Source organism: Blautia sp. aa_0143, from assembly GCF_004167315.1.
Taxonomy (GTDB): domain Bacteria; phylum Bacillota; class Clostridia; order Lachnospirales; family Lachnospiraceae; genus Blautia_A; species Blautia_A fusiformis.
On record NZ_RCXU01000005.1, the window covers coordinates 114,770 to 134,091 of the forward strand.

Here is a 19,322-nt window from a genome sequence, read left to right on the forward strand (position 1 = left end):
TAGAAAGGGTAAATGTGGGGAAAATAAAATGATGTAAAGGAGGATGGGATATGAAAAAAAGCAGAGTGCTGGCAGTCGTCATGGCTGTGCTTATGATGGTAACGCTGCTTCCATCGATGGTATTTGCCACTGCAGCTCCATCGGGAACTCTTGATGGAAAGCTGAAGGTCAAAGGAACACTTGCGATCGGGTCTACCTTAAGTGCAGATTATTCAAAGGTCAAGCCGGAGGGGATCACAGATGATAATGTGAGTTTTTCCTGGTCATTAAAGGACGGAGACCTTCTTACAGAGGTAGGAACTGATAAGACTTATAAAATCGATGAAAAAGATCTGGGTCTTCCGATCGTTCTGAAGATCACCGGAAAAGAAGAGACGGGAGTCAGTGGTGAGCTTACGGTGACGACCCAGGAGGTTTCCGAAACAGAGGAGGAAGCCAAAGCACTGGCAGAAAAGAAAAAGGAAGAAGCCAAAGCAGTAGGAGAAGATCCGGATGCGGAGGAAAGTGAAGCTTCGGCAGATTCGGAGTCTTCAGAGAACACGCCGGATACAGAAGCTGGAACGTCAGAGGAGCCTGATAGTGCTCAGCCTGAGGAAACCATAGAGCCGGCAGAAGAAACGGAGTCTGCGGATGTGCAGGAGAATACAGATGTACAGGAAAATACAGATGCACAGGAACCTGCAGATACCCAGGAGCCTGCTGAAAACTCTGTTATAGAAGTAAACGGAGAACAGTCAGGGCCTCAGAATACCGATGAGGCAGATACATCTGGAGATAGTCAGACAGAGACACCGGATTCCGCAGGTACAGCAGCAGACGCTTCCGAAAAAAATGAGGAACCGACATATTCGGCATCTGCATACACGGAAGATGGAAGTGGAATTCTGGATTTTGGTTCCGTGGAAGAGGGATATACGGAAATTCCGGAAGCACAGATGGTTACTATCACAAATAACGGAACCGGAGATCTCAATTTTAAAGAGATTGCCCCGGAGAATTTCATGGCTGCGGATATTAACGATGCGCCATTAAAGAGTGGTGAAAGTGTTGCTGTGTGGGTAAAACCACGAGAAGGTCTGAAGGCTGGAGAATACAAAGATCTGATCACGTATCAGACAGAAGAAGGTGCCGATGTCTTCTTTGAAGCGGACTTTACAGTAAAAGAACCGGAAAATAAAAAAGCCGAAGATCATGAAAATAATGAGCAGACAGATCCCGGGGAAACATCGGACCCTGCAGCGGAAAAAATATACAAGCTAACTGCGGATCCGACAGAACTGCCTTTTGATGATCTGACTGCCGGTTATGAAAAGGTAGAAACAACAAGTACAGTCACGATCAAAAACGAAGGTACAGAAGCTGTGACGTTAGTACAGCCTGAGTCGGAGTTTTTTGATATTGCGCCGGTCAGTGAAGTGGAGAGTAGCGGAAATATCCAGTTGGCGCAGGGAGGAGAGCAGACCTTTACCGTACAGCCTAAGCTTGGACTCTCTGCAAAAGATGATCCATACGTGGAAGAGCTTGTATTTGCTTCTGATGAAAGCACGGAAGCATCTGCTACAGTGACGGCTTCGGTTATGGTAAAGACAGAAACACCAAAAACAGTTACTGCAACAGTGAAACCGGAAGGTCCTCTGAAGTTTGGAACACTGGAACAGGGCTATGAGACTGCGCCGGATGCACAGCCTGTAACCGTAGAGAATACAGGTACAGAGGCTATCCGGATCCAGCTTTCTGCTCCGGAGGATTATGAGGTGGGAGAGCCTTCTGCGGAAGTGCTCAATCCCGGAGATAAGGCGGCAACCTTTACCGTACAGCCCAAGACCGGTCTTCAGGTCGGAGATCACAGCGATACGATTTCTGTGACAGATCAGAATACCGGAAACACACTGGCTGAAGTCCGGCTGGAATTTACAGTTTCGGAGCCGGAACCGGAACCGGAACCCAATCCCGGTCTTTCGGTAACAGATAGTCTGGAGTTTGGAACCAAAGAGGAAGGCTATAAGGAACTTCCTGATGCGAAGAAAGTTACAGTTACCAACACCGGAAATACAAAGATCGTTCTGAAACAGCCTTCATCAAATGCATATACAATTGGTACACTTTCCGCCACAGAGCTGGAAGCAGGAGATAATGCAACCTTTAGCGTACAGCCGGTCAGCGGACTTTCACAGGGGGAATATCTGGAAGACATTGTGATCGCCAATGATGCAAATGTGGAAGCTTATGTAAATGTCCATTTCAGCGTTACAAAGAAAAAAACAGATAACGGTAAGAAGGCGAATAACCTTACAGGCATCAAAAAGCCATCCGATATCAAAGATCTACCCAATGGAACCCAGAAAACCCAGAAAGCCCTGAAGCTTCCGGGAACAGTAAAGATCACTACAACAAAGGGAGAGCAGAAGGCATCTGTTAAATGGGATGTTAAGGGATCTTCTTATGATCCGTCTTCTGCAGAACGTCAGATATTTAATGTAAAAGGTACCGTCATTCTTCCGGAGGGGGTTAAGAATCCCAACAAGATCAGTACAGTGATCGCAGTAAGTATTACAGTAAATGGATATCAGGGCACGGAAGCCGCTGCATCGGACAATAAGATCACAGGCATTGATTCCAATGGCAAGTATGATACCAATACAAAGATCACCTTTACAGCAGCTGGTGCAGGAATGGATAATACAAACCCGCGTAAGGGAGATACCAGATATCAGCCGAAGAGCTGGAAGATCACAGAGACCCGTACCTGGGATGGAGAGCCTTATACTGCAACATTCCGTGTCAGCAAGCCGGGAAAATATACTCTGAAAGTTACCTTTGGACAGCAGAAATACGACGGCTCCAGCTGGAAGGATACCGGTACACAGTCAGAAAGTACGGTTACTTTTACGGTATCACAGGCAGCAGTTCTTACTGCGACTCCGAGTCCGGCAGTGACACAGACAAATCAGAAATCTGCAGTGCAGACGGGAGACAGTACACCGATCATGACATTTGTGATCATTTTGATCGTGGCTGTGGTATGTATTGGAGGAATCCTTGTATATCGTAGAAAGAAAAAATAAGAACAGAATGTAGAAGATAGTTTTACAGCACCCTCCGTACAAAAAATGTACGGAGGGATTTTTTTGCACATAGAGATCCGTTTTATATGCTGTTACTAGCACTCTATAATGATGAGTGCTAAATTTTTCTTGACTTTTGTAAAAAGTCGTATTAGTATATATTTATTGAAAAAAACAACAGGTTTCCGGCTCTGTCGGAACATCAGAAATAAAAATAAAAACAAAAGGAGAGTGACATATATGTCAGCAAAACATGGAAGTTTATCAATCAACAGTGAAAATATTTTTCCGATTATCAAGAAATGGTTATATTCCGACCATGATATTTTTGTAAGAGAGATGATCTCCAACGGATGCGATGCGATCACCAAACTGAGAAAGCTGGAAGTTATGGGAGATTATACATTCCCGGAAGGTTACAAACCGGCTGTAAATGTTATCGTTGATCCGGATCAGAAAACTTTGAAGTTTATCGATAACGGTATTGGTATGACAGCAGATGAAGTAGAGGAATATATCACACAGATCGCTTTTTCCGGTGCCACAGAGTTTCTTGAGAAATATAAGGATAAAACAACGGATGATCAGATGATCGGTCATTTCGGACTTGGATTTTATTCTGCATTTATGGTTGCAGATGAAGTTCATATTGATACTCTCTCTTACAAGGAGGGTTCCACACCGGTACATTGGACCTGTGACGGTGGTACGGAGTATGAGATGGCAGACGGAAACAAAACAGAACCGGGAACAGAGATCACTCTTTTCCTCAATGAGGAAAGCCTGGAGTTTGCCAATGAATATCGTATGAGAGAGGTTATCGAGAAATACTGTTCTTTCATGCCGGTAAATATCTATCTTTCCAAAGCAAATGCTGAACAGGAGTATGAAACGATCGATGAGGCAGATCTCCGTGAAGATGATGTGGTAGTTGAGCATATCCATGAGGATGCCAAGACAGAGGAAAAGGAGAATGATAAAGGCGAGAAAGAAGTTGTGGAAGTTTCTCCTGCCAAAGATAAAGTAAAGATCAATAAACGGCCGGTATCCTTAAGCGATACACAGCCGCTCTGGATGAAACACCCAAATGAGTGCACGGATGAAGAGTATAAAGAATTTTACCGTAAGGTATTTATGGATTACAAGGAACCGCTGTTCTGGATCCATCTGAACATGGACTATCCGTTCAACCTGAAGGGTATCCTGTATTTCCCGAAGATCAGGACAGAGTATGATTCCATTGAGGGAACCATCAAGCTTTATAATAATCAGGTATTTATTGCAGATAACATCAAAGAGGTGATCCCGGAATTCCTTCTTCTTCTGAAAGGCGTGATCGACTGTCCGGATCTTCCACTGAATGTTTCCCGTTCTGCACTGCAGAATGATGGTTTTGTGAAAAAGATTTCTGAATACATCACCAAGAAAGTAGCAGATAAGCTCACCGGAATGTGCAAGACAGACAGAGAGTCTTATGAGAAGTACTGGGATGATATCAGCCCGTTTATCAAATTTGGATGCATCAAGGATGCGAAATTTGGTGAGAAGATGAACGATTATATCCTCTTTAAGAATCTGGATGGCAAATATCTTACCCTGAAAGACTGCATTGAGGAAAATAAAAAAGAAGAAACAAAAGCAGCTGAAGAGGAGAAGACAGAGGAGAAAGCTTCTGAAGGATCCCAGAATGAGGAACCGGAAAAAACGGTGATCTATTATGTGACCGATGAGGTACAGCAGAGCCAGTACATTAATATGTTCCGTGAAGCGGGTAAAGATGCTGTACTGCTGAAGCATGTGATCGATTCACAGTTTATTTCCCATCTTGAACAGCAGGATCAGACGATCCAGTTCAAGAGAATTGATGCAGATCTGACAGAAGAGCTTCGTGAAGACGGAAAAGCGGATGAAGCAACAGTCAAGACACTTACTGAGGTGTTCCGTAAGAATCTTGGCAAGGATAAACTTGAAGTAAAAGTAGAGAAGCTGAAAAATGAGGGAACTGCAGCGATGATCACTCTTCCTGAGGAGAGTCGCCGTATGCAGGATATGATGAAAATGTACAATATGTACGGAATGGATCCGAATATGTTCGGTGGTCAGGAAGTACTTGTACTGAACGCAAATCATCCTCTTGTAAGATTTATAGCAGAAAATCAGGGATCAGAGTATGTTCCGGTGATCTGTGAACAGCTTTATGATCTTGCAATGATGAGCCATAAACAGCTTTCTCCTGAAGAAATGACAAAATTTGTAAAGAGAAGCAACGATATCCTTATGGTCCTTACAAAATAAAACGACATATAAAATGATCGAAAGGCTTTGCCCGTAATGGGGCAAAGCCTTTGCTTTTTTTATAACAATATGTGTATCTTTAACACAATTATAGGAATTTTAAATAAAATAATAGATATTAAATAAAAATAACCTGTAAAATATGACTAAAAATTTAAATTAGTATCTAATATGTATAAAATAAATTTTCAGAAGAAAGCGAAAAATATAGATAACTGTCGTATTATACATAAGGGAGTGCTTTTAAAAAGAGAAAAAAATGAAATGGAGGAACAAATGTATGAAAAAGGTGTATGGATTGATCAGAAGACTTGGTGCAAATTCGAAATACAAAGGATATTTTTTCGTTGCGGAAGCGGTAAAGATTTCCATGGGGTATCAGTATAAACCATTGCGGATCACAAAGGACATTTATCCATGCCTGGCGCGGAAGTACAGATCAACACCTACCAATATTGAGCATGATATCAGAACAATGGTAAATGTGTGTTGGGAAGGAAATAAAAAACTGCTGGATGAGATTGCAGGATATCCTCTGGAATACAAGCCTACCAACAGTGAATTTATTGATATGCTTGCGTATTACCTGAGGGAAATAGAAGAAGAGAATTGACTATAGCCTTTCAAAAAGAATCTGATTCCTGGACAGAAAGCTCAGGATCATATCATCCCAGAGCTGCTCTGGGCGTTTATCCATAGAGAATGTTTTAAGAGAGGTTCCGGTAGTACAAAGAAGGCTGTTATTTTTAAATTGAAGATTTAAGAATAGTCCGTCTATCTGTTCGGAGGAAATTCCGAAATCTGTATTTCTCATTGCGGCTTCAACTCCACTCCGACTTAAATGCAGCACGATCCTGAAGCTTAAGGGCGTACGCTTACCGCGGATCACAGACCAGCAGAAAGGTCTGATGTCCTTCCAGAGAGAATGTGTCCGGCCGTGCTCTGTGAGTCTGTTCATGCTGTCTGTATCAAAAAAATCTTTCTGAAGCCTGCCATCAATGGTAAAAGTATTAAAAGTAGTCACAGTCGCTTCGGACAGACAGAATTTGTCAAATACTTCTCCTATAAAAAGTTTGTTTGTGAAATCCCGGATATCTGTGATCTTTAATGCAAGCATGCCGCACTTCCTTTCTTTTATGTGATCGCGTGTAGACATTATATCTCAGATAAAGAAAAAAGGACAGACTTTTTAAAAAACTCTTTTCAAATATCTGTTTATGTGATACGATAGATGTGGTATTGAATACTACATATAATGGAAAAGAGGACGATATAATTGAGCTATAAGATTGCGATAGATAGCTGTGGGGAGCTTTTAGATGAATGGAAAAATGACGGCAGGATTGAATCCATACCACTGACGCTGACGGTGGGCGGTGAGAATATTATAGATGATGAGAATTTCAATCAGAAAGATTTTTTAAAGAAGGTTGCGGCCTGCCCGGAATGCCCCAAGTCTGCATGCCCTTCTCCGGAACGCTATATGAAGGCATATGAGTGTGATGCGGAACACATTTATGCGGTGACGCTATCGGCAGAATTGAGTGGTTCCTATAACAGTGCGATTCTTGGAAAAAACCTGTTCCTGGAAGAGCAGCCGGAGAAAAAGGTTCATGTATTTAATTCCAAATCTGCATCCGGTGGTCAGAGTCTGATTGCCATGAAGATCGTGGAGTGTGAAGAAAAGGGACTTTCTTTTGAAGAAGTAGTAAGTGAAGTAGAGAAATATATTGAAGAGATGAACACATTTTTTGTGTTGGAGAATCTGGAAACTCTGCGCAAGAACGGACGTTTGGGCAGAGTGAAAGCTCTGGTGGCCAGTGCACTGAAGATCAAGCCGGTTATGGGAGCTACTCCGGAAGGAACGATCTGTCAGCTGGATCAGGCCAGAGGCATGAATAAAGCAATCGTAAAAATGGTGGATCACATTGGAGAGAAGGGGATCAACATCCCGGAAAAGACAGTTGCCATCACTCATTGCAACTGTCCGGAAAGAGCGAAGATGCTGGAGGAGGCTATCCGTGAGAAACTGCACCCAGCAAAGATCGTAGTTATGGATACTGCCGGTGTCAGCAGTATGTATGCCAACGATGGTGGCGTTATCGTAGCAGTCTGATCAGAGAAAATCTCCAGTTCAGAAAATTATCACATTTCTTCAGGGAGTTGCCGCTTTTCTTTTGAAAACAAGTGTGCTATAATGTACGAAGTACTGAAGCGGCAAAGGAGAAAGACAATGAGCCAGAAGAAAGTTGACAAATATAAAAACAACAAATACTCGCGAAACAGTGCCCTGAAGAAGGAACGCGCAGAATTTGTACTTGAGATGGCGGCATGGATCCTCATCGCGGTTCTGCTTGTAGGCTGGATCGGATATTCCGCATATGCCAAGATCCAGGCGAAGGAAGCCAGTGTGAAGGTGGATACTGTGATGGATACTTCTGCATTGACAGATTATATTTCCGGATTATCTTCAGACAGTGCGGAATAGAAAACACATATGAAATGATGGGTTCCCGGGATGTGTTGAAGCATCCCGGGGATTTTTATATACAGGATAAATACAATGCAATAAAAAACGGGTCTGCCATAAAGCAGCCCCGTTTTGACTTATACGTTTTTTATGGTTATAGAATTATAACTTTGTAACGTTAGCAGCCTGCATTCCGCGAGCGCCCTCTGTTAAGTCGTAGGATACAGCCTGTCCTTCTTCAAGAGATTTGAAGCCTTCACCGTTGATAGCGGAGAAGTGTACGAATACATCCTGTCCGTCCTCACCTGTGATAAAACCATAACCTTTTTCTGCGTTGAACCATTTTACAGTTCCCTTGTTCATTTTGTGTTACCTCCATAAAAATAAAAAAAATTAAAATAGCCTTCTGATGATAATAAAAAATCACCAGATTTTACAGACTATATTCATGTAAATATAATCTCTAAAAACTAGTGATTTTACATTAAATATTTTGCCATGCTCTGATTATATAACCCGTGTTTTGAAATGTCAAGGAGAAAATTCCAACAATTCCGGGGTGTAAAAAGGGGCGAAATTGCTTTGTAAAAAAAATCTTTATAAATAGAGAGATTTCGTGTATGATATAGGAGAATACAAGCGGATTGAAGGATCTGCTTTGAAAATACAGGATGAGAGGAGAACAGAAATGGGGATTCTGATTCGAGGAGGCCGGATCGTCGATGCGGCTACAGATACGGATAAAACAGGCGATATTTATCTGGAAGACGGAATCATTGCGGAAATAGGCCAGAAGCTGAAAAAGAAAGACGGCGACCGTGTGATCGATGCGAAAGGAAAGCTGGTCATGCCGGGAATTATCGACCTTCATGTCCATTTTCGTGATCCGGGCCAGACACATAAGGAAGATATCAAGAGTGGTGCTGCTGCGGCAGCACGTGGTGGTGTGACAACTGTAGTTGCTATGCCAAATACAACTCCCACTATTGATAATCCGGACCGGGTAAACTATGTACATAACAAGGCGGCGCAGGTTTCCGGTATTCATGTACTTCAGGCAGGTGCAGCCACCATGGGAGAAAAGGGTACTGAACTTGCAGATATTGCCGGAATGGTGAAAGCAGGGATCCCGGCAGTGTCCGAGGATGGTAAATCTGTGATGAATACAGCGCTTTGTAAAGAAGCAATGAGGATCGCGGCAGAATGTGGCGTGCCGTTTTTTGACCATTGTGAAGATATCGATCTACGTGGAGATGGATGCATGAATGAGGATGAGAACGCCAAAAGACTGGGGCTTCCCGGAATCTGCAATGCAGTGGAAGATACCATTACAGCCAGAGATATCATTCTGGCGCTGGAGACAGGAGTCCATCTTCATCTCTGCCACTGTTCCACTTATGGGGATGCTCAGATGATGAAGATCGTAAAAGAGAAAGGATACGACAATATCACAGCTGAAGTATGCCCGCACCATTTTATCCTTTCATCCGATGATATTAAAACAGATGACCCGAATTACAAGATGAATCCGCCGCTCCGTACACCGAAGGATGTGGAAGCGCTGAAACAGGGCCTGAAGGACGGTACCATCGAGGTGATCAGCACGGACCATGCACCGCACAGTGCACAGGAAAAAACAGGTTCTATGAAGAATGCACCATTTGGGATCGTAGGTCTGGAAACAAGCCTTCCGCTCACCTATACAGAGCTGGTGGAAAAAGATGTGATCACACTGAAACAGATGGTTGAGAAGATGTGCCTGAACCCGGCGAAAATCCTCGGGCTTGACAGAGGAACTCTCCAGAAAGGCCATCCGGCAGATGTGATCATCGTGGATACGGAGCAGGAGTATGCTATCGATAAAAATAAATTTGTTTCCAAAGGACATAACACACCGTTTGATGGCTGGAAAGTAAAGGGAAAAGTGCTTTATACCATCTGTGACGGAAAAATTGTATTTAAAAACCAGGAGGAGAAAGAATCATGATTAACAAACTGATCAGCAATATCCGCAAAACAAATGCACCAATCGTTGTAGGACTGGATCCTATGCTGAATTATATTCCGGAGCATATCCAGAAGAAGGCTTTTGCAGAGTTTGGAGAGACTCTGGAGGGCGCTGCAGAAGCAATCTGGCAGTATAACAAAGGGATCGTGGATGCGACCTGTGATCTGATCCCGGCAGTGAAACCACAGATCGCCATGTATGAGCAGTTTGGTATCCCGGGACTGATCGCATACAAGAAAACGGTTGAGTATTGTAAAGCCAAAGATCTGGTTGTGATCGGTGATATCAAAAGAGGTGATATCGGTTCCACATCTGCAGCATATGCAGTTGGTCACCTGGGACAGGTTCAGGTAGGCTCAAAAAAATATGCAGGTTTTGATGAGGATTTTGCAACGGTCAATCCATACCTTGGTTCTGATGGTGTGAAACCCTTTATGGATGTATGTAAGGAAGAGAAAAAGGGTATCTTTGTTCTGGTCAAAACTTCCAATCCATCAAGTGGTGAGTTCCAGGATCGTGTCATCGACGGTCGCCCGCTCTATGAGCTGGTAGGTGAGAAGGTTGCACAATGGGGCGATGAGCTTATGGGTGATGGATATAGTTATGTTGGTGCTGTTGTAGGTGCGACCTATCCGGAAATGGGAAAGGTATTAAGAAAGATCATGCCGAAGACATTTATCCTTGTTCCCGGATATGGTGCTCAGGGTGGAAAGGGCGCAGATCTTGTCCATTTCTTTAATGAGGACGGACTTGGTGCTATCGTAAACTCTTCCAGAGGAATCATCGCTGCATATAAGCAGGAGAAATATAAAGAGTTTGGCGCTGAAAATTACGCAGATGCTTCCAGAGCGGCAGTAAAAGATATGATCGCGGATATCAGCGGTGCGCTGGAGAACAGATAATACAGGAGGCATTTTATGAGTACATCAGAAAGTAAAAAAACAAAAAAGCCCTGTAAGATACTCAGCCAGGAATGTATTGGTACAGATATTTACAGTATGTGGCTGGATGCAGGTGAGATTGGAAAAAATGCAGTGCCGGGACAGTTTGTATCACTTTACAGCCGCAATGGCGGTAAGCTTCTGCCAAGACCCATCAGTCTCTGTGAGATCGATAAAGCAGAAGGAAAACTGAGACTGGTATATCGCGTTACAGGAAAAGGAACCGGTACGGAGGAATTTTCCAGACTTCATGCAGGGGTCCCCATTGAGACTATGGGACCTCTGGGAAATGGTTTTCCGCTGGATGCAGTAAAAGGCAAAAAAGTGTTTCTCATGGGTGGAGGAATCGGAATCCCGCCAATGCTGGAAACTGCTAAACAGCTGGACGCAGAAAAGATCATGGTTCTCGGATACAGAGATGAGCTGTTTTTAAATAAGGAATTTGAAGCTTATGGAGATGTCTATGTGGCAACAGAAGACGGCTCTGCAGGAACAAAGGGAAATGTTATGGATGCCATCCGTGAGAACGATCTTGAGGCAGATGCGATCTTTGCCTGCGGACCTGCCCCGATGCTCCGTGCCATCAAGGCATATGCCCTTGAAAAAGGAATTCCGTGCTGGATCTCCATGGAAGAGCGTATGGCCTGTGGCGTAGGCGCGTGTCTTGCCTGTGTGTGCAAATCCAAAGATGTGGATTCTCATTCTCATGTCCATAACAAGAGAGTATGTAAAGACGGACCTGTATTCCTGAGCACGGAGGTAGAGCTATGAGCAGAATGAATGTAAATCTTGCCGGCGTAGAACTTAAGAATCCGGTGATGACAGCGTCCGGAACATTTGGTTCCGGAGCGGAATACAGTGAATTTGTGGATCTGAACAGACTTGGCGCAGTTGTGACAAAAGGTGTGGCAAATGTACCGTGGCCGGGAAATCCTACACCGAGAGTGACAGAGACAGCATCCGGAATGCTCAATGCCATTGGTCTTCAGAATCCGGGGATTGATGTTTTCTGTGAAAGAGATATTCCGTTCCTTAAAAAATATGATACAAAGATCATCGTCAATGTCTGTGGAAAATCTGCAAAGGATTACTGTGAGGTTGTAGAACGCCTTGGAAATGAGCCTGTGGATATGCTGGAGATTAATGTTTCCTGCCCGAATGTCAAGGAAGGCGGAATTGCCTTCGGTCAGAATCCGAAAGCTCTTGAAGAGATCACAAAAGAAGTAAAGAAATATGCAAAACAGCCGGTGATCATGAAGCTGAGCCCAAATGTAACCGATATTACCGAGATGGCGAAAGCAGCAGAAGCTGGCGGCGCAGATGTTCTTTCTCTTATCAATACCCTGACAGGAATGAAGATCGATATCAACAGACGTACATTTGCACTGGCAAATAAAACTGGTGGAATGTCCGGTCCTGCAGTAAAACCGGTAGCTGTCCGTATGGTATATCAGGTGGCAAATGCAGTATCCCTTCCTATCATCGGTATGGGAGGAATCGCAACTGCTGAGGATGCCCTGGAATTTATTATGGCAGGTGCTACTGCAGTGTCTGTGGGAACTGCAAACTTTTTTAACCCTTATGCTACTGTGGAGATCGCAGATGGTATTCAGGCATTTCTTGAAAAACAGAAAGTGGAAGACATCAATGAGCTGATCGGAGTAGTGAAATAACGGAGGATTGCCGTATTTGCAATTCTGTTGTTCATATGTTAGAATTAACAGGATAAATAAAGGGATTTTACACTGGGATTGCAGCAGAGTGTGGATCCTGGGTTTGTCGTATATATGAAAAACATGGAGGATTAGATAAATGGAACAGTATAAGCAGGAATTTATTGAATTTATGATTGACTGTAATGTCCTGAAATTTGGAGATTTTACTACGAAATCAGGAAGAAAGACACCGTTTTTTGTAAATACAGGATTTTACCGTACCGGTGCGCAGCTTCGCAAGCTGGGACAGTATTATGCAAAAGCGATAGAAAGCAAATTCGGACTGGATTTTGATGTGCTGTTTGGACCGGCATACAAAGGAATTCCGCTTTCTGTAGCAGCAACTATGGAGATCAGTGAAATGTACGGAAAGGATATCCGTTACTGTTCCAACCGTAAGGAAGTGAAAGACCACGGAGATAAAGGAATTCTTCTTGGCAGCCCGATCCAGGATGGGGATAAGGTAGTGATCATTGAGGATGTTACGACTGCAGGAACATCCATTAAAGAAACACTTCCGATCATCAAAGCGCAGGGAGATGTAAATCCGATAGGTCTTGTGGTTTCTGTTGACCGTATGGAACGCGGCCAGGGAACAAAGAGTGCGCTCAAAGAGATCGAGGAAACCTACGGCCTTCAGACTACAGCTATTGTAACTATGGCGGAGGTTGTTGAGCATCTCTACAACAAAGAATACAAAGGCCGTGTTGTGATCGATGATAAGCTGAAAGCTGCCATTGATGCATATTATGACCAGTACGGCGCAGAATAATATTGTTATAAAAGGTCATAAAAGAGCGGCGGATTCCGAAGGTCCGCTTTTACTGGGAGGACGCAGCCTTATGAATGAAAAAATTTATAAAACTATGGCGAGCAGCGGGGCGGGAAGCCTTGCACTCGGTATTGTCGTTCTGGTGACGGGACTTGTCACAGGAATTCTGATGATCGTGAACGGTGCGAGACTGCTCAGAAGAAAATCAGAGATATTAATCTAATATGATCTGAAAAGCCGCACGTTGTTCCGTGTGGCTTTTCGGACTATTTAAGCAGGGGAGAATATTGGAAAAAGGGACAAAACGCAGAGTAAAAAAACTCGGGACAGCTTTTTTTGTATTGTATGTTCTTGTTCTTGTGTATCTTCTGTTCTTTTCCGAAGGATACGGAAGAGTGGCGGATGCAGAAAGAGAATACCGTTACAATCTTGTTCCGTTTGTGGAGATCAGGCGTTTCTGGACTTATCGAAAAATAGTGGGTACATTTGCGCTTTTCACAAATGTTTTTGGAAATGTGCTGGGATTTGTGCCATACGGATTTATTCTTCCGGTAATAACCGGAAAAATGCGAAATGGCTTTTTTATCATATTATCCGGCTTTTTTATCAGTCTGACGATAGAAGTGATCCAGCTGCTTACAAAAGTTGGCTGCTTTGATGTGGATGATATGATATTGAATACTCTGGGCGCAGCGCTTGGATATGGGATTTATGCAGTCTGCGACAGGATTAGGAGAAAAATTAATGGCAAGAAGATATAGATATGCATTTGCAAAAAAAAGAGAAGCTTCCAAGGGAAAATGGTCTGTAGGACTTGCGGCGGCTTCCCTCGTGCTGTTTATCGCGGCAGTTGTGCTTGCACTCTTTTTTGATGGAAAGCTCGGGGGCCTGATCGGCGGAACCGGGCTTTTTGCCATGCTGCTTTCTGCATATGGCTTTACACTGGGGCTTTCCAGCTTTTCGGAAGAAAACCGGAAACACAGGACGAGCATGGTCGGGTCTATTTTGAACGGAGTGATCCTGGTTATCTGGCTGGGACTTTTTTTATCGGGGGTATAACAGATGGATAAAAAAGAACGCTTAAAAAAACAGCTGGACTTTATTATGGAGATAGATAAAGTCAAGAATATTTTCCGACAGACATATCTTGCAGACGGAAAGCGGAAAGAGAATGATGCGGAGCATTCCTGGCATCTGGCGTTGATGGCGGTGCTTTTAAAGGAATATTCCAATGAGGAAGTGGATCTTTCGAAGGTGATTCCTATGGTACTGGCGCATGATCTGGTAGAAATCGATGCAGGTGATACCTATGCATATGATGAAAAAGGAGCGACAACCAAGGAATACAGGGAGAAGCAGGCAGCAGAACGGATCTATGGACTATTGCCGGAAGATCAGGGACAGTGGTTAAAAGCATTATGGGAGGAGTTTGAGGCTTACGAAACCCCGGAGGCGAAATTTGCCCATGTGCTAGATAATTGTCAGCCATTGTTTCTAAATGATGCTTCCAACGGAAAAAGCTGGGAAGAGCATCAGGTGAAGAAAAGTCAGATTTATAAGAGAAACCGGAAAACAGGAGAGGGTTCTGAAGTGATCTGGGAATATATGAAAGAACTCGTTGACAAACACATTGCCCTGGGGCATGTGATCGATGATGAAAAAGATGGGAGATGAAGTCTTGGAAGAATGCATGAAAGAACGTTATGGACTTGCGAAGGAACGGATCCGTGAGATCATAACAGAAGAAACCGTAAAAAAACCGTTTGGAGATTTTTTCAGAAACAGGGCAAAGTTTCTTTCCATGGCAGCAGATGTGATGGATGAGAGCGCAGCAGAGCTTACGATGGAGGTGTTGAAAGAGAGAAATCATTGCTTTTATCAGGATATCCTCCCGGAAAATTATGAAAGCAGCTATGGAAATCCGGCGTATGCAGTACAGCAGATGGGAGAATATGGAAAAGCCTTCAGTTTTCTGTATGCAGAGATCGCAGGAACTGTAGCTTATGCTCATGAGAAAAGGCTGTGGGATATGACTGTATCCATGGAACTGTTTCTGGAAGTATATTCTGCATTTTGTGAGGAAGAACTTCCGGAGGCGGCAACAGTGGAGGGGATTCTCCGTTCCTATGTAAATGATTACTGCCAGGATATGATGGAGCAGAGGATACGGGAAGGTGTAGATCCGGAGCTTGACTTTGCAGCAGATATCATCATGAATTCGGATCTTTCGGATCTGAGATATCTGTATCGCTATGGCGAGTTTGTTTCAGAGAATGAAACAGGAGTTGCAGAGTTTCTGAACTCCCTTTCTCAGGAAGAGATCGATAAGATGGCTTCTACCTATACAGAAGGCTATCGGATCGGATTTATCACCGGACGGAAGGATATCACAAAAAAGAAAACAGTAAATATCCGATATAGTCTTGGTTTTGAACGGATGGTAAAAGCAGCGATCCTCCAGTTTGAAAAAATGGGTCTGAAGCCGGTGATCTATCGCCATGCAACGCATGTGGTAAATAAGAGAGGCGCCGTGAGAGTAGGCTATACAGGCGGCGTTGCCAATCCGCAGTACGATTACGATCATCGTCAGGACAGTGCATTGTTCCTGGATGGGGATTTTGTTCAGCGAAAACTTCGTGCTATGCAGACCTCCTATGAGAAGTACAGAGAACTGGCAGAAGTACATGGCGGTCCGGCCTGCATTGATACATTTGGAGAAAATCCTTTCTCTCCGATAAGTAAACCGGAAGCTTATGCATTAAGCGAGACACAGCAGAAGCTTCAGACAGAACTTGACAATGAATCCGGACAGATCGTAAACCGATACATCAAAGGTGATGAGAGAAGTTTTACGATCATTGCATATCCGGTTCCTGAGATTGGTGGAAATTATGAGGAAATTTTCCGTGAGATCGTAAAGATCAATACATTGGATTACCATCTCTATCAGGAAATCCAGCAGACGATCATCAATACCCTGGATACCTGTGAGTGGGTGGAAGTCAAAGGACGTGGAGACAATGAGACGGATCTTCTGATCCATCTTCATGAACTGACAGATCCGAAGAAACAGACGAATTTTGAGAACTGTGTGGCAGATGTGAACATTCCGGTGGGCGAAGTCTTTACATCTCCGCAGCTGGCAGGCACAGGCGGAATCCTTCATGTGAAAAAAGTATATCTGAACGGTCTTCAGTTCCGGGATCTGAAGCTGGTATTTGACTGCGGCCAGGTTATTGATTACACCTGCTCGAATTTTAAAACCGAAGAAGAGAACCGGAAATATATTGAAGATAATATCCTCCACCACCATCCGAAGATCCCCATGGGAGAGTTTGCCATCGGTACAAATACCACAGCTTATGTGGCGGCGCTGAAATACGGAATTGCGGATAAGCTTCCGATCCTGATCGCAGAAAAAATGGGACCGCATTTTGCTGTGGGCGATACCTGTTACAGCTGGGCAGAGGATACACCGGTATATAATCCGGATGGAAAAGAAATCATCGCCAGGGATAATGAGATTTCCGAGATGCGAAAGGATGACGTAAGCCTTGCTTATTATGGCTGTCATACAGATATTACGATACCTTATGATGAGCTTGGAAGTATCCGGGTGATCGATGATGAGGGAGAAATGCTTTCCATTATCGAAAACGGAAGGTTTGTTCTTCCGGGAACAGAGGAATTAAACCGTCCTTTTGAGAATCTTCCATTAAATAATAATATAAGTTAATTAGTAAATTTACAGTTTTTCCGATCGTATTGACAGAAAGTGAGAATATACGTAGAATAACCATAACAATAGTCAAAGGACACAGGCTAATATTCAGTTAGTGTACCATGAAAGGAGAACACAATGGCAAAAGTAGGAATTGTAATGGGTAGTGATTCAGATATGCCGGTTATGAGCAAAGCAGCAGATATCCTGGAGAAACTGGGGATTGATTATGAAATGAAGATCATTTCCGCACACAGAGAACCGGATGTATTTTTCGAGTATGCAAAGACAGCAGAAGAAAAAGGCTTCAAAGTTATCATCGCAGGCGCAGGAATGGCAGCTCATCTTCCGGGAATGTGTGCGGCAATCTTTCCGATGCCGGTGATCGGTATTCCGATGCATACAACATCTCTGGGAGGAAGAGATTCCCTTTACTCAATCGTACAGATGCCAAGCGGTATCCCGGTTGCCACAGTAGCAATCAATGGTGGCGCCAATGCGGGACTTCTTGCTGCCAAGATCCTTGCAACTTCCGACGCAGAGCTTCTTTCCAGACTGAAAGCCTACAGTCAGGATCTGAAGGAGCAGGTTGAGAAGAAAGACGCAAGGCTTCAGGAAGTTGGATATAAAAATTACTAAATAAATCTTTTACCATAAAAATAAAAAGGTGTTGTCATAAGGAGGACATTATGGATTACAAGACTTCAGGCGTAGATATTGAGGCAGGATACAAATCAGTAGAGCTGATGAAAAAGCACATTGCCAAGACAATGAGACCGGAGGTACTTGGAGGAATCGGTGGATTCTCAGGTGCATTTTCCATGGAGAAATTCAAAGATATGGAAGAGCCTACTCTGGTTTCCGGAACAGACGGATGTGGAACCAAGGTTAAGGTAGCCATGGTTATGGACAAGCATGATACCATCGGAATCGATGCTGTAGCCATGTGTGTAAATGATATTGCATGTGCAGGCGGCGAGCCATTGTTTTTCCTGGACTACATTGCCTGCGGCAAAAATTATCCGGAAAAGATCGCAGAGATCGTAAAAGGTGTTGCAGAGGGCTGTGTACAGTCTGAGGCAGCTCTGATCGGTGGTGAGACAGCAGAGCATCCTGGACTTATGCCGGAAGATGAGTACGACCTTGCCGGATTTGCAGTAGGAGTCGTTGACAAAAAAGATCTTCTTACAGGAGAGGCCCTGAAACCAGGAGATGTCCTGATCGGTATGGCTTCCACAGGAGTTCACAGCAATGGATTTTCTCTTGTACGTAAAGTATTTGACATGACAAAAGAGTCTCTGGATACTTATTATGAAGAGCTTGGAACAACTCTGGGAGAGGCACTGATCGCACCGACCAGAATCTATGTAAAAGCGCTGAAGAGCATCCGAGAGTCTGGCGTGAAGATCCATGCATGCAGCCATATCACAGGTGGTGGATTCTATGAGAATATCCCGCGTATGCTGAAAGAGGGAACCAGAGCTGTTGTCAAAAAAGACAGCTATCCGGTACTTCCGATCTTCAAGCTCCTTGCTGAAAAAGGAAATATTGATGAGCATATGATGTACAATACATATAATATGGGTCTTGGAATGATCCTGGCAGTAGATCCTGCAGATGTTGACAAAACAATGGAAGCTATCCGCAAAACCGGCGATAAGCCATATGTGGTAGGATCCATTGAAGAGGGAGAAAAGGGAGTGACCTTATGTTAAAGATCGGTGTTCTTGTTTCCGGTGGGGGAACGAATCTTCAGGCGATCCTGGATGCTATTGATGCAGGAGAGATCACAAATGCAAAAGTGGATATTGTGATCAGTAATAATGCCTCCGCTTATGCTCTGGAAAGAGCCAGAAAGCATGATATAGAGGCGGTATGCATCGCACCGAAAGACTATCCGGACCGAGAAGCTTTCCATAAAGCATTACTGGCGAAGCTTCAGGAAAAAGAGGTAGATCTGATTGTTCTTGCAGGATACTTGGTTGCGATCCCTCCGATGATGGTGGAAGCATATCCCAACAAAATCATCAATATCCATCCATCCCTGATCCCGTCTTTCTGTGGAAAAGGTTTTTATGGACTTAAGGTTCATGATGCAGTTCTCGCAAGAGGAGTGAAAGTAACAGGCGCTACGGTTCATTTCGTAGATGCCGGAACGGATACAGGTCCGATCATTCTTCAGAAAGCAGTAAAGGTAAAAGACGGAGATACATCCAAGGAGCTTCAGAGACGTGTAATGGAAAAAGCAGAGTGGAAGATCCTTCCGGAAGCAATCAATCTTATCGCCAATGACAAGATCACAGTGACAGATGGAATTGTTTCTTTAAAGTAATCA

Annotated in this window: 20 protein-coding genes; 18 read left to right on the top strand and 2 right to left on the bottom strand. The window is 43.7% G+C overall.

The genetic code is table 11. The features are described from left to right. Window positions 1-50 precede the first annotated feature (50 nt). The 3 genes from EAI83_RS17475 (at window position 51) to EAI83_RS03740 (ending at window position 5,973) form a co-directional block, all read left to right on the top strand. Window positions 51-3,065, top strand: a complete 3,015-nt coding sequence (locus EAI83_RS17475; protein ID WP_235812322.1) for a hypothetical protein — start codon at window positions 51-53, stop codon at window positions 3,063-3,065. 240 nt (window positions 3,066-3,305) lie between these two features. Continuing rightward, entirely contained in the window at window positions 3,306-5,360 is a 2,055-nt protein-coding gene (gene htpG / locus EAI83_RS03735) for a molecular chaperone HtpG (protein WP_059085170.1), read from the top strand. 280 nt (window positions 5,361-5,640) lie between these two features. Then, complete coding sequence (locus tag EAI83_RS03740) at window positions 5,641-5,973, top strand: sporulation initiation factor Spo0A C-terminal domain-containing protein (protein WP_022426218.1); 333 nt, start codon at window positions 5,641-5,643, stop codon at window positions 5,971-5,973. On the opposite strand, the gene EAI83_RS03745 is transcribed toward EAI83_RS03740, so the two are convergent. Then, window positions 5,974-6,477, bottom strand: coding sequence for a DUF5721 family protein (locus tag EAI83_RS03745; RefSeq protein WP_022426217.1), 504 nt, complete (start codon window positions 6,475-6,477; stop codon window positions 5,974-5,976). It abuts the gene before it with no gap. Between the two features lie 159 nt (window positions 6,478-6,636). Between EAI83_RS03745 and EAI83_RS03750 the strand changes: the two genes are divergently transcribed. Beyond that, window positions 6,637-7,476, top strand: a complete 840-nt coding sequence (locus tag EAI83_RS03750; protein WP_059085169.1) for a DegV family protein — start codon at window positions 6,637-6,639, stop codon at window positions 7,474-7,476. Window positions 7,477-7,593: 117 nt separating this feature from the next. Next, window positions 7,594-7,848: a hypothetical protein gene (locus EAI83_RS03755; protein ID WP_015525893.1), complete on the top strand. Its 255-nt coding sequence runs from the start codon at window positions 7,594-7,596 to the stop codon at window positions 7,846-7,848. Between the two features lie 144 nt (window positions 7,849-7,992). Here the strand turns inward: EAI83_RS03755 and EAI83_RS03760 are convergent, their stop codons facing one another. Then, window positions 7,993-8,193: a cold-shock protein gene (locus EAI83_RS03760; protein ID WP_015525894.1), complete on the bottom strand. Its 201-nt coding sequence runs from the start codon at window positions 8,191-8,193 to the stop codon at window positions 7,993-7,995. 325 nt (window positions 8,194-8,518) lie between these two features. Here EAI83_RS03760 and EAI83_RS03765 point away from each other — a divergent pair, with 325 nt between their 5' ends. The 13 genes from EAI83_RS03765 to purN all read left to right on the top strand — a co-directional run bounded on the left by EAI83_RS03765 (window position 8,519) and on the right by purN (window position 19,319). Then, the gene (locus EAI83_RS03765; RefSeq protein ID WP_022426216.1) at window positions 8,519-9,817 is read left to right on the top strand and encodes a dihydroorotase; all 1,299 of its coding nucleotides are present in this window, start codon (window positions 8,519-8,521) and stop codon (window positions 9,815-9,817) included. Next, entirely contained in the window at window positions 9,814-10,740 is a 927-nt protein-coding gene (pyrF, locus tag EAI83_RS03770; RefSeq protein WP_059085168.1) for an orotidine-5'-phosphate decarboxylase, read from the top strand. The genes EAI83_RS03765 and pyrF overlap by 4 nt, the downstream gene beginning before the upstream one ends. 15 nt (window positions 10,741-10,755) lie before the next feature. After that, window positions 10,756-11,550 carry a dihydroorotate dehydrogenase electron transfer subunit gene (locus EAI83_RS03775; RefSeq protein WP_021650964.1) on the top strand — a complete coding sequence of 265 codons (795 nt, stop codon included), beginning with the start codon at window positions 10,756-10,758 and terminating at the stop codon, window positions 11,548-11,550. Next, window positions 11,547-12,452, top strand: coding sequence for a dihydroorotate dehydrogenase (locus EAI83_RS03780; RefSeq protein ID WP_015525898.1), 906 nt, complete (start codon window positions 11,547-11,549; stop codon window positions 12,450-12,452). The genes EAI83_RS03775 and EAI83_RS03780 overlap by 4 nt, the downstream gene beginning before the upstream one ends. 139 nt (window positions 12,453-12,591) lie before the next feature. Continuing rightward, on the top strand, window positions 12,592-13,266 hold the full coding sequence (gene pyrE, locus EAI83_RS03785) for an orotate phosphoribosyltransferase (protein WP_015525899.1): 675 nt from the start codon (window positions 12,592-12,594) through the stop codon (window positions 13,264-13,266). A gap of 70 nt (window positions 13,267-13,336) precedes the next feature. After that, on the top strand, window positions 13,337-13,489 hold the full coding sequence (locus tag EAI83_RS17170) for a hypothetical protein (RefSeq protein WP_022426215.1): 153 nt from the start codon (window positions 13,337-13,339) through the stop codon (window positions 13,487-13,489). 64 nt (window positions 13,490-13,553) lie between these two features. Then, window positions 13,554-14,027: a VanZ family protein gene (locus tag EAI83_RS03790; protein WP_022426214.1), complete on the top strand. Its 474-nt coding sequence runs from the start codon at window positions 13,554-13,556 to the stop codon at window positions 14,025-14,027. Then, window positions 14,011-14,325: a hypothetical protein gene (locus tag EAI83_RS03795; protein ID WP_015525901.1), complete on the top strand. Its 315-nt coding sequence runs from the start codon at window positions 14,011-14,013 to the stop codon at window positions 14,323-14,325. The genes EAI83_RS03790 and EAI83_RS03795 overlap by 17 nt, the downstream gene beginning before the upstream one ends. A gap of 3 nt (window positions 14,326-14,328) precedes the next feature. After that, on the top strand, window positions 14,329-14,940 hold the full coding sequence (locus tag EAI83_RS03800) for an HD domain-containing protein (RefSeq protein WP_021650961.1): 612 nt from the start codon (window positions 14,329-14,331) through the stop codon (window positions 14,938-14,940). Beyond that, entirely contained in the window at window positions 14,921-17,002 is a 2,082-nt protein-coding gene (locus tag EAI83_RS03805) for an aminopeptidase (protein ID WP_412122915.1), read from the top strand. Before EAI83_RS03800 ends, EAI83_RS03805 begins: the two co-directional genes overlap by 20 nt. 123 nt (window positions 17,003-17,125) lie before the next feature. Further along, window positions 17,126-17,626: a 5-(carboxyamino)imidazole ribonucleotide mutase gene (purE, locus tag EAI83_RS03810; RefSeq protein WP_015525905.1), complete on the top strand. Its 501-nt coding sequence runs from the start codon at window positions 17,126-17,128 to the stop codon at window positions 17,624-17,626. Between the two features lie 50 nt (window positions 17,627-17,676). Then, window positions 17,677-18,702 (top strand): phosphoribosylformylglycinamidine cyclo-ligase, encoded by a 1,026-nt coding sequence (gene purM, locus EAI83_RS03815; RefSeq protein ID WP_015525906.1) that lies wholly within the window; start codon window positions 17,677-17,679, stop codon window positions 18,700-18,702. Next, entirely contained in the window at window positions 18,696-19,319 is a 624-nt protein-coding gene (purN, locus tag EAI83_RS03820) for a phosphoribosylglycinamide formyltransferase (protein ID WP_015525907.1), read from the top strand. Before purM ends, purN begins: the two co-directional genes overlap by 7 nt. The last annotated feature ends 3 nt before the right edge of the window (window positions 19,320-19,322 follow it).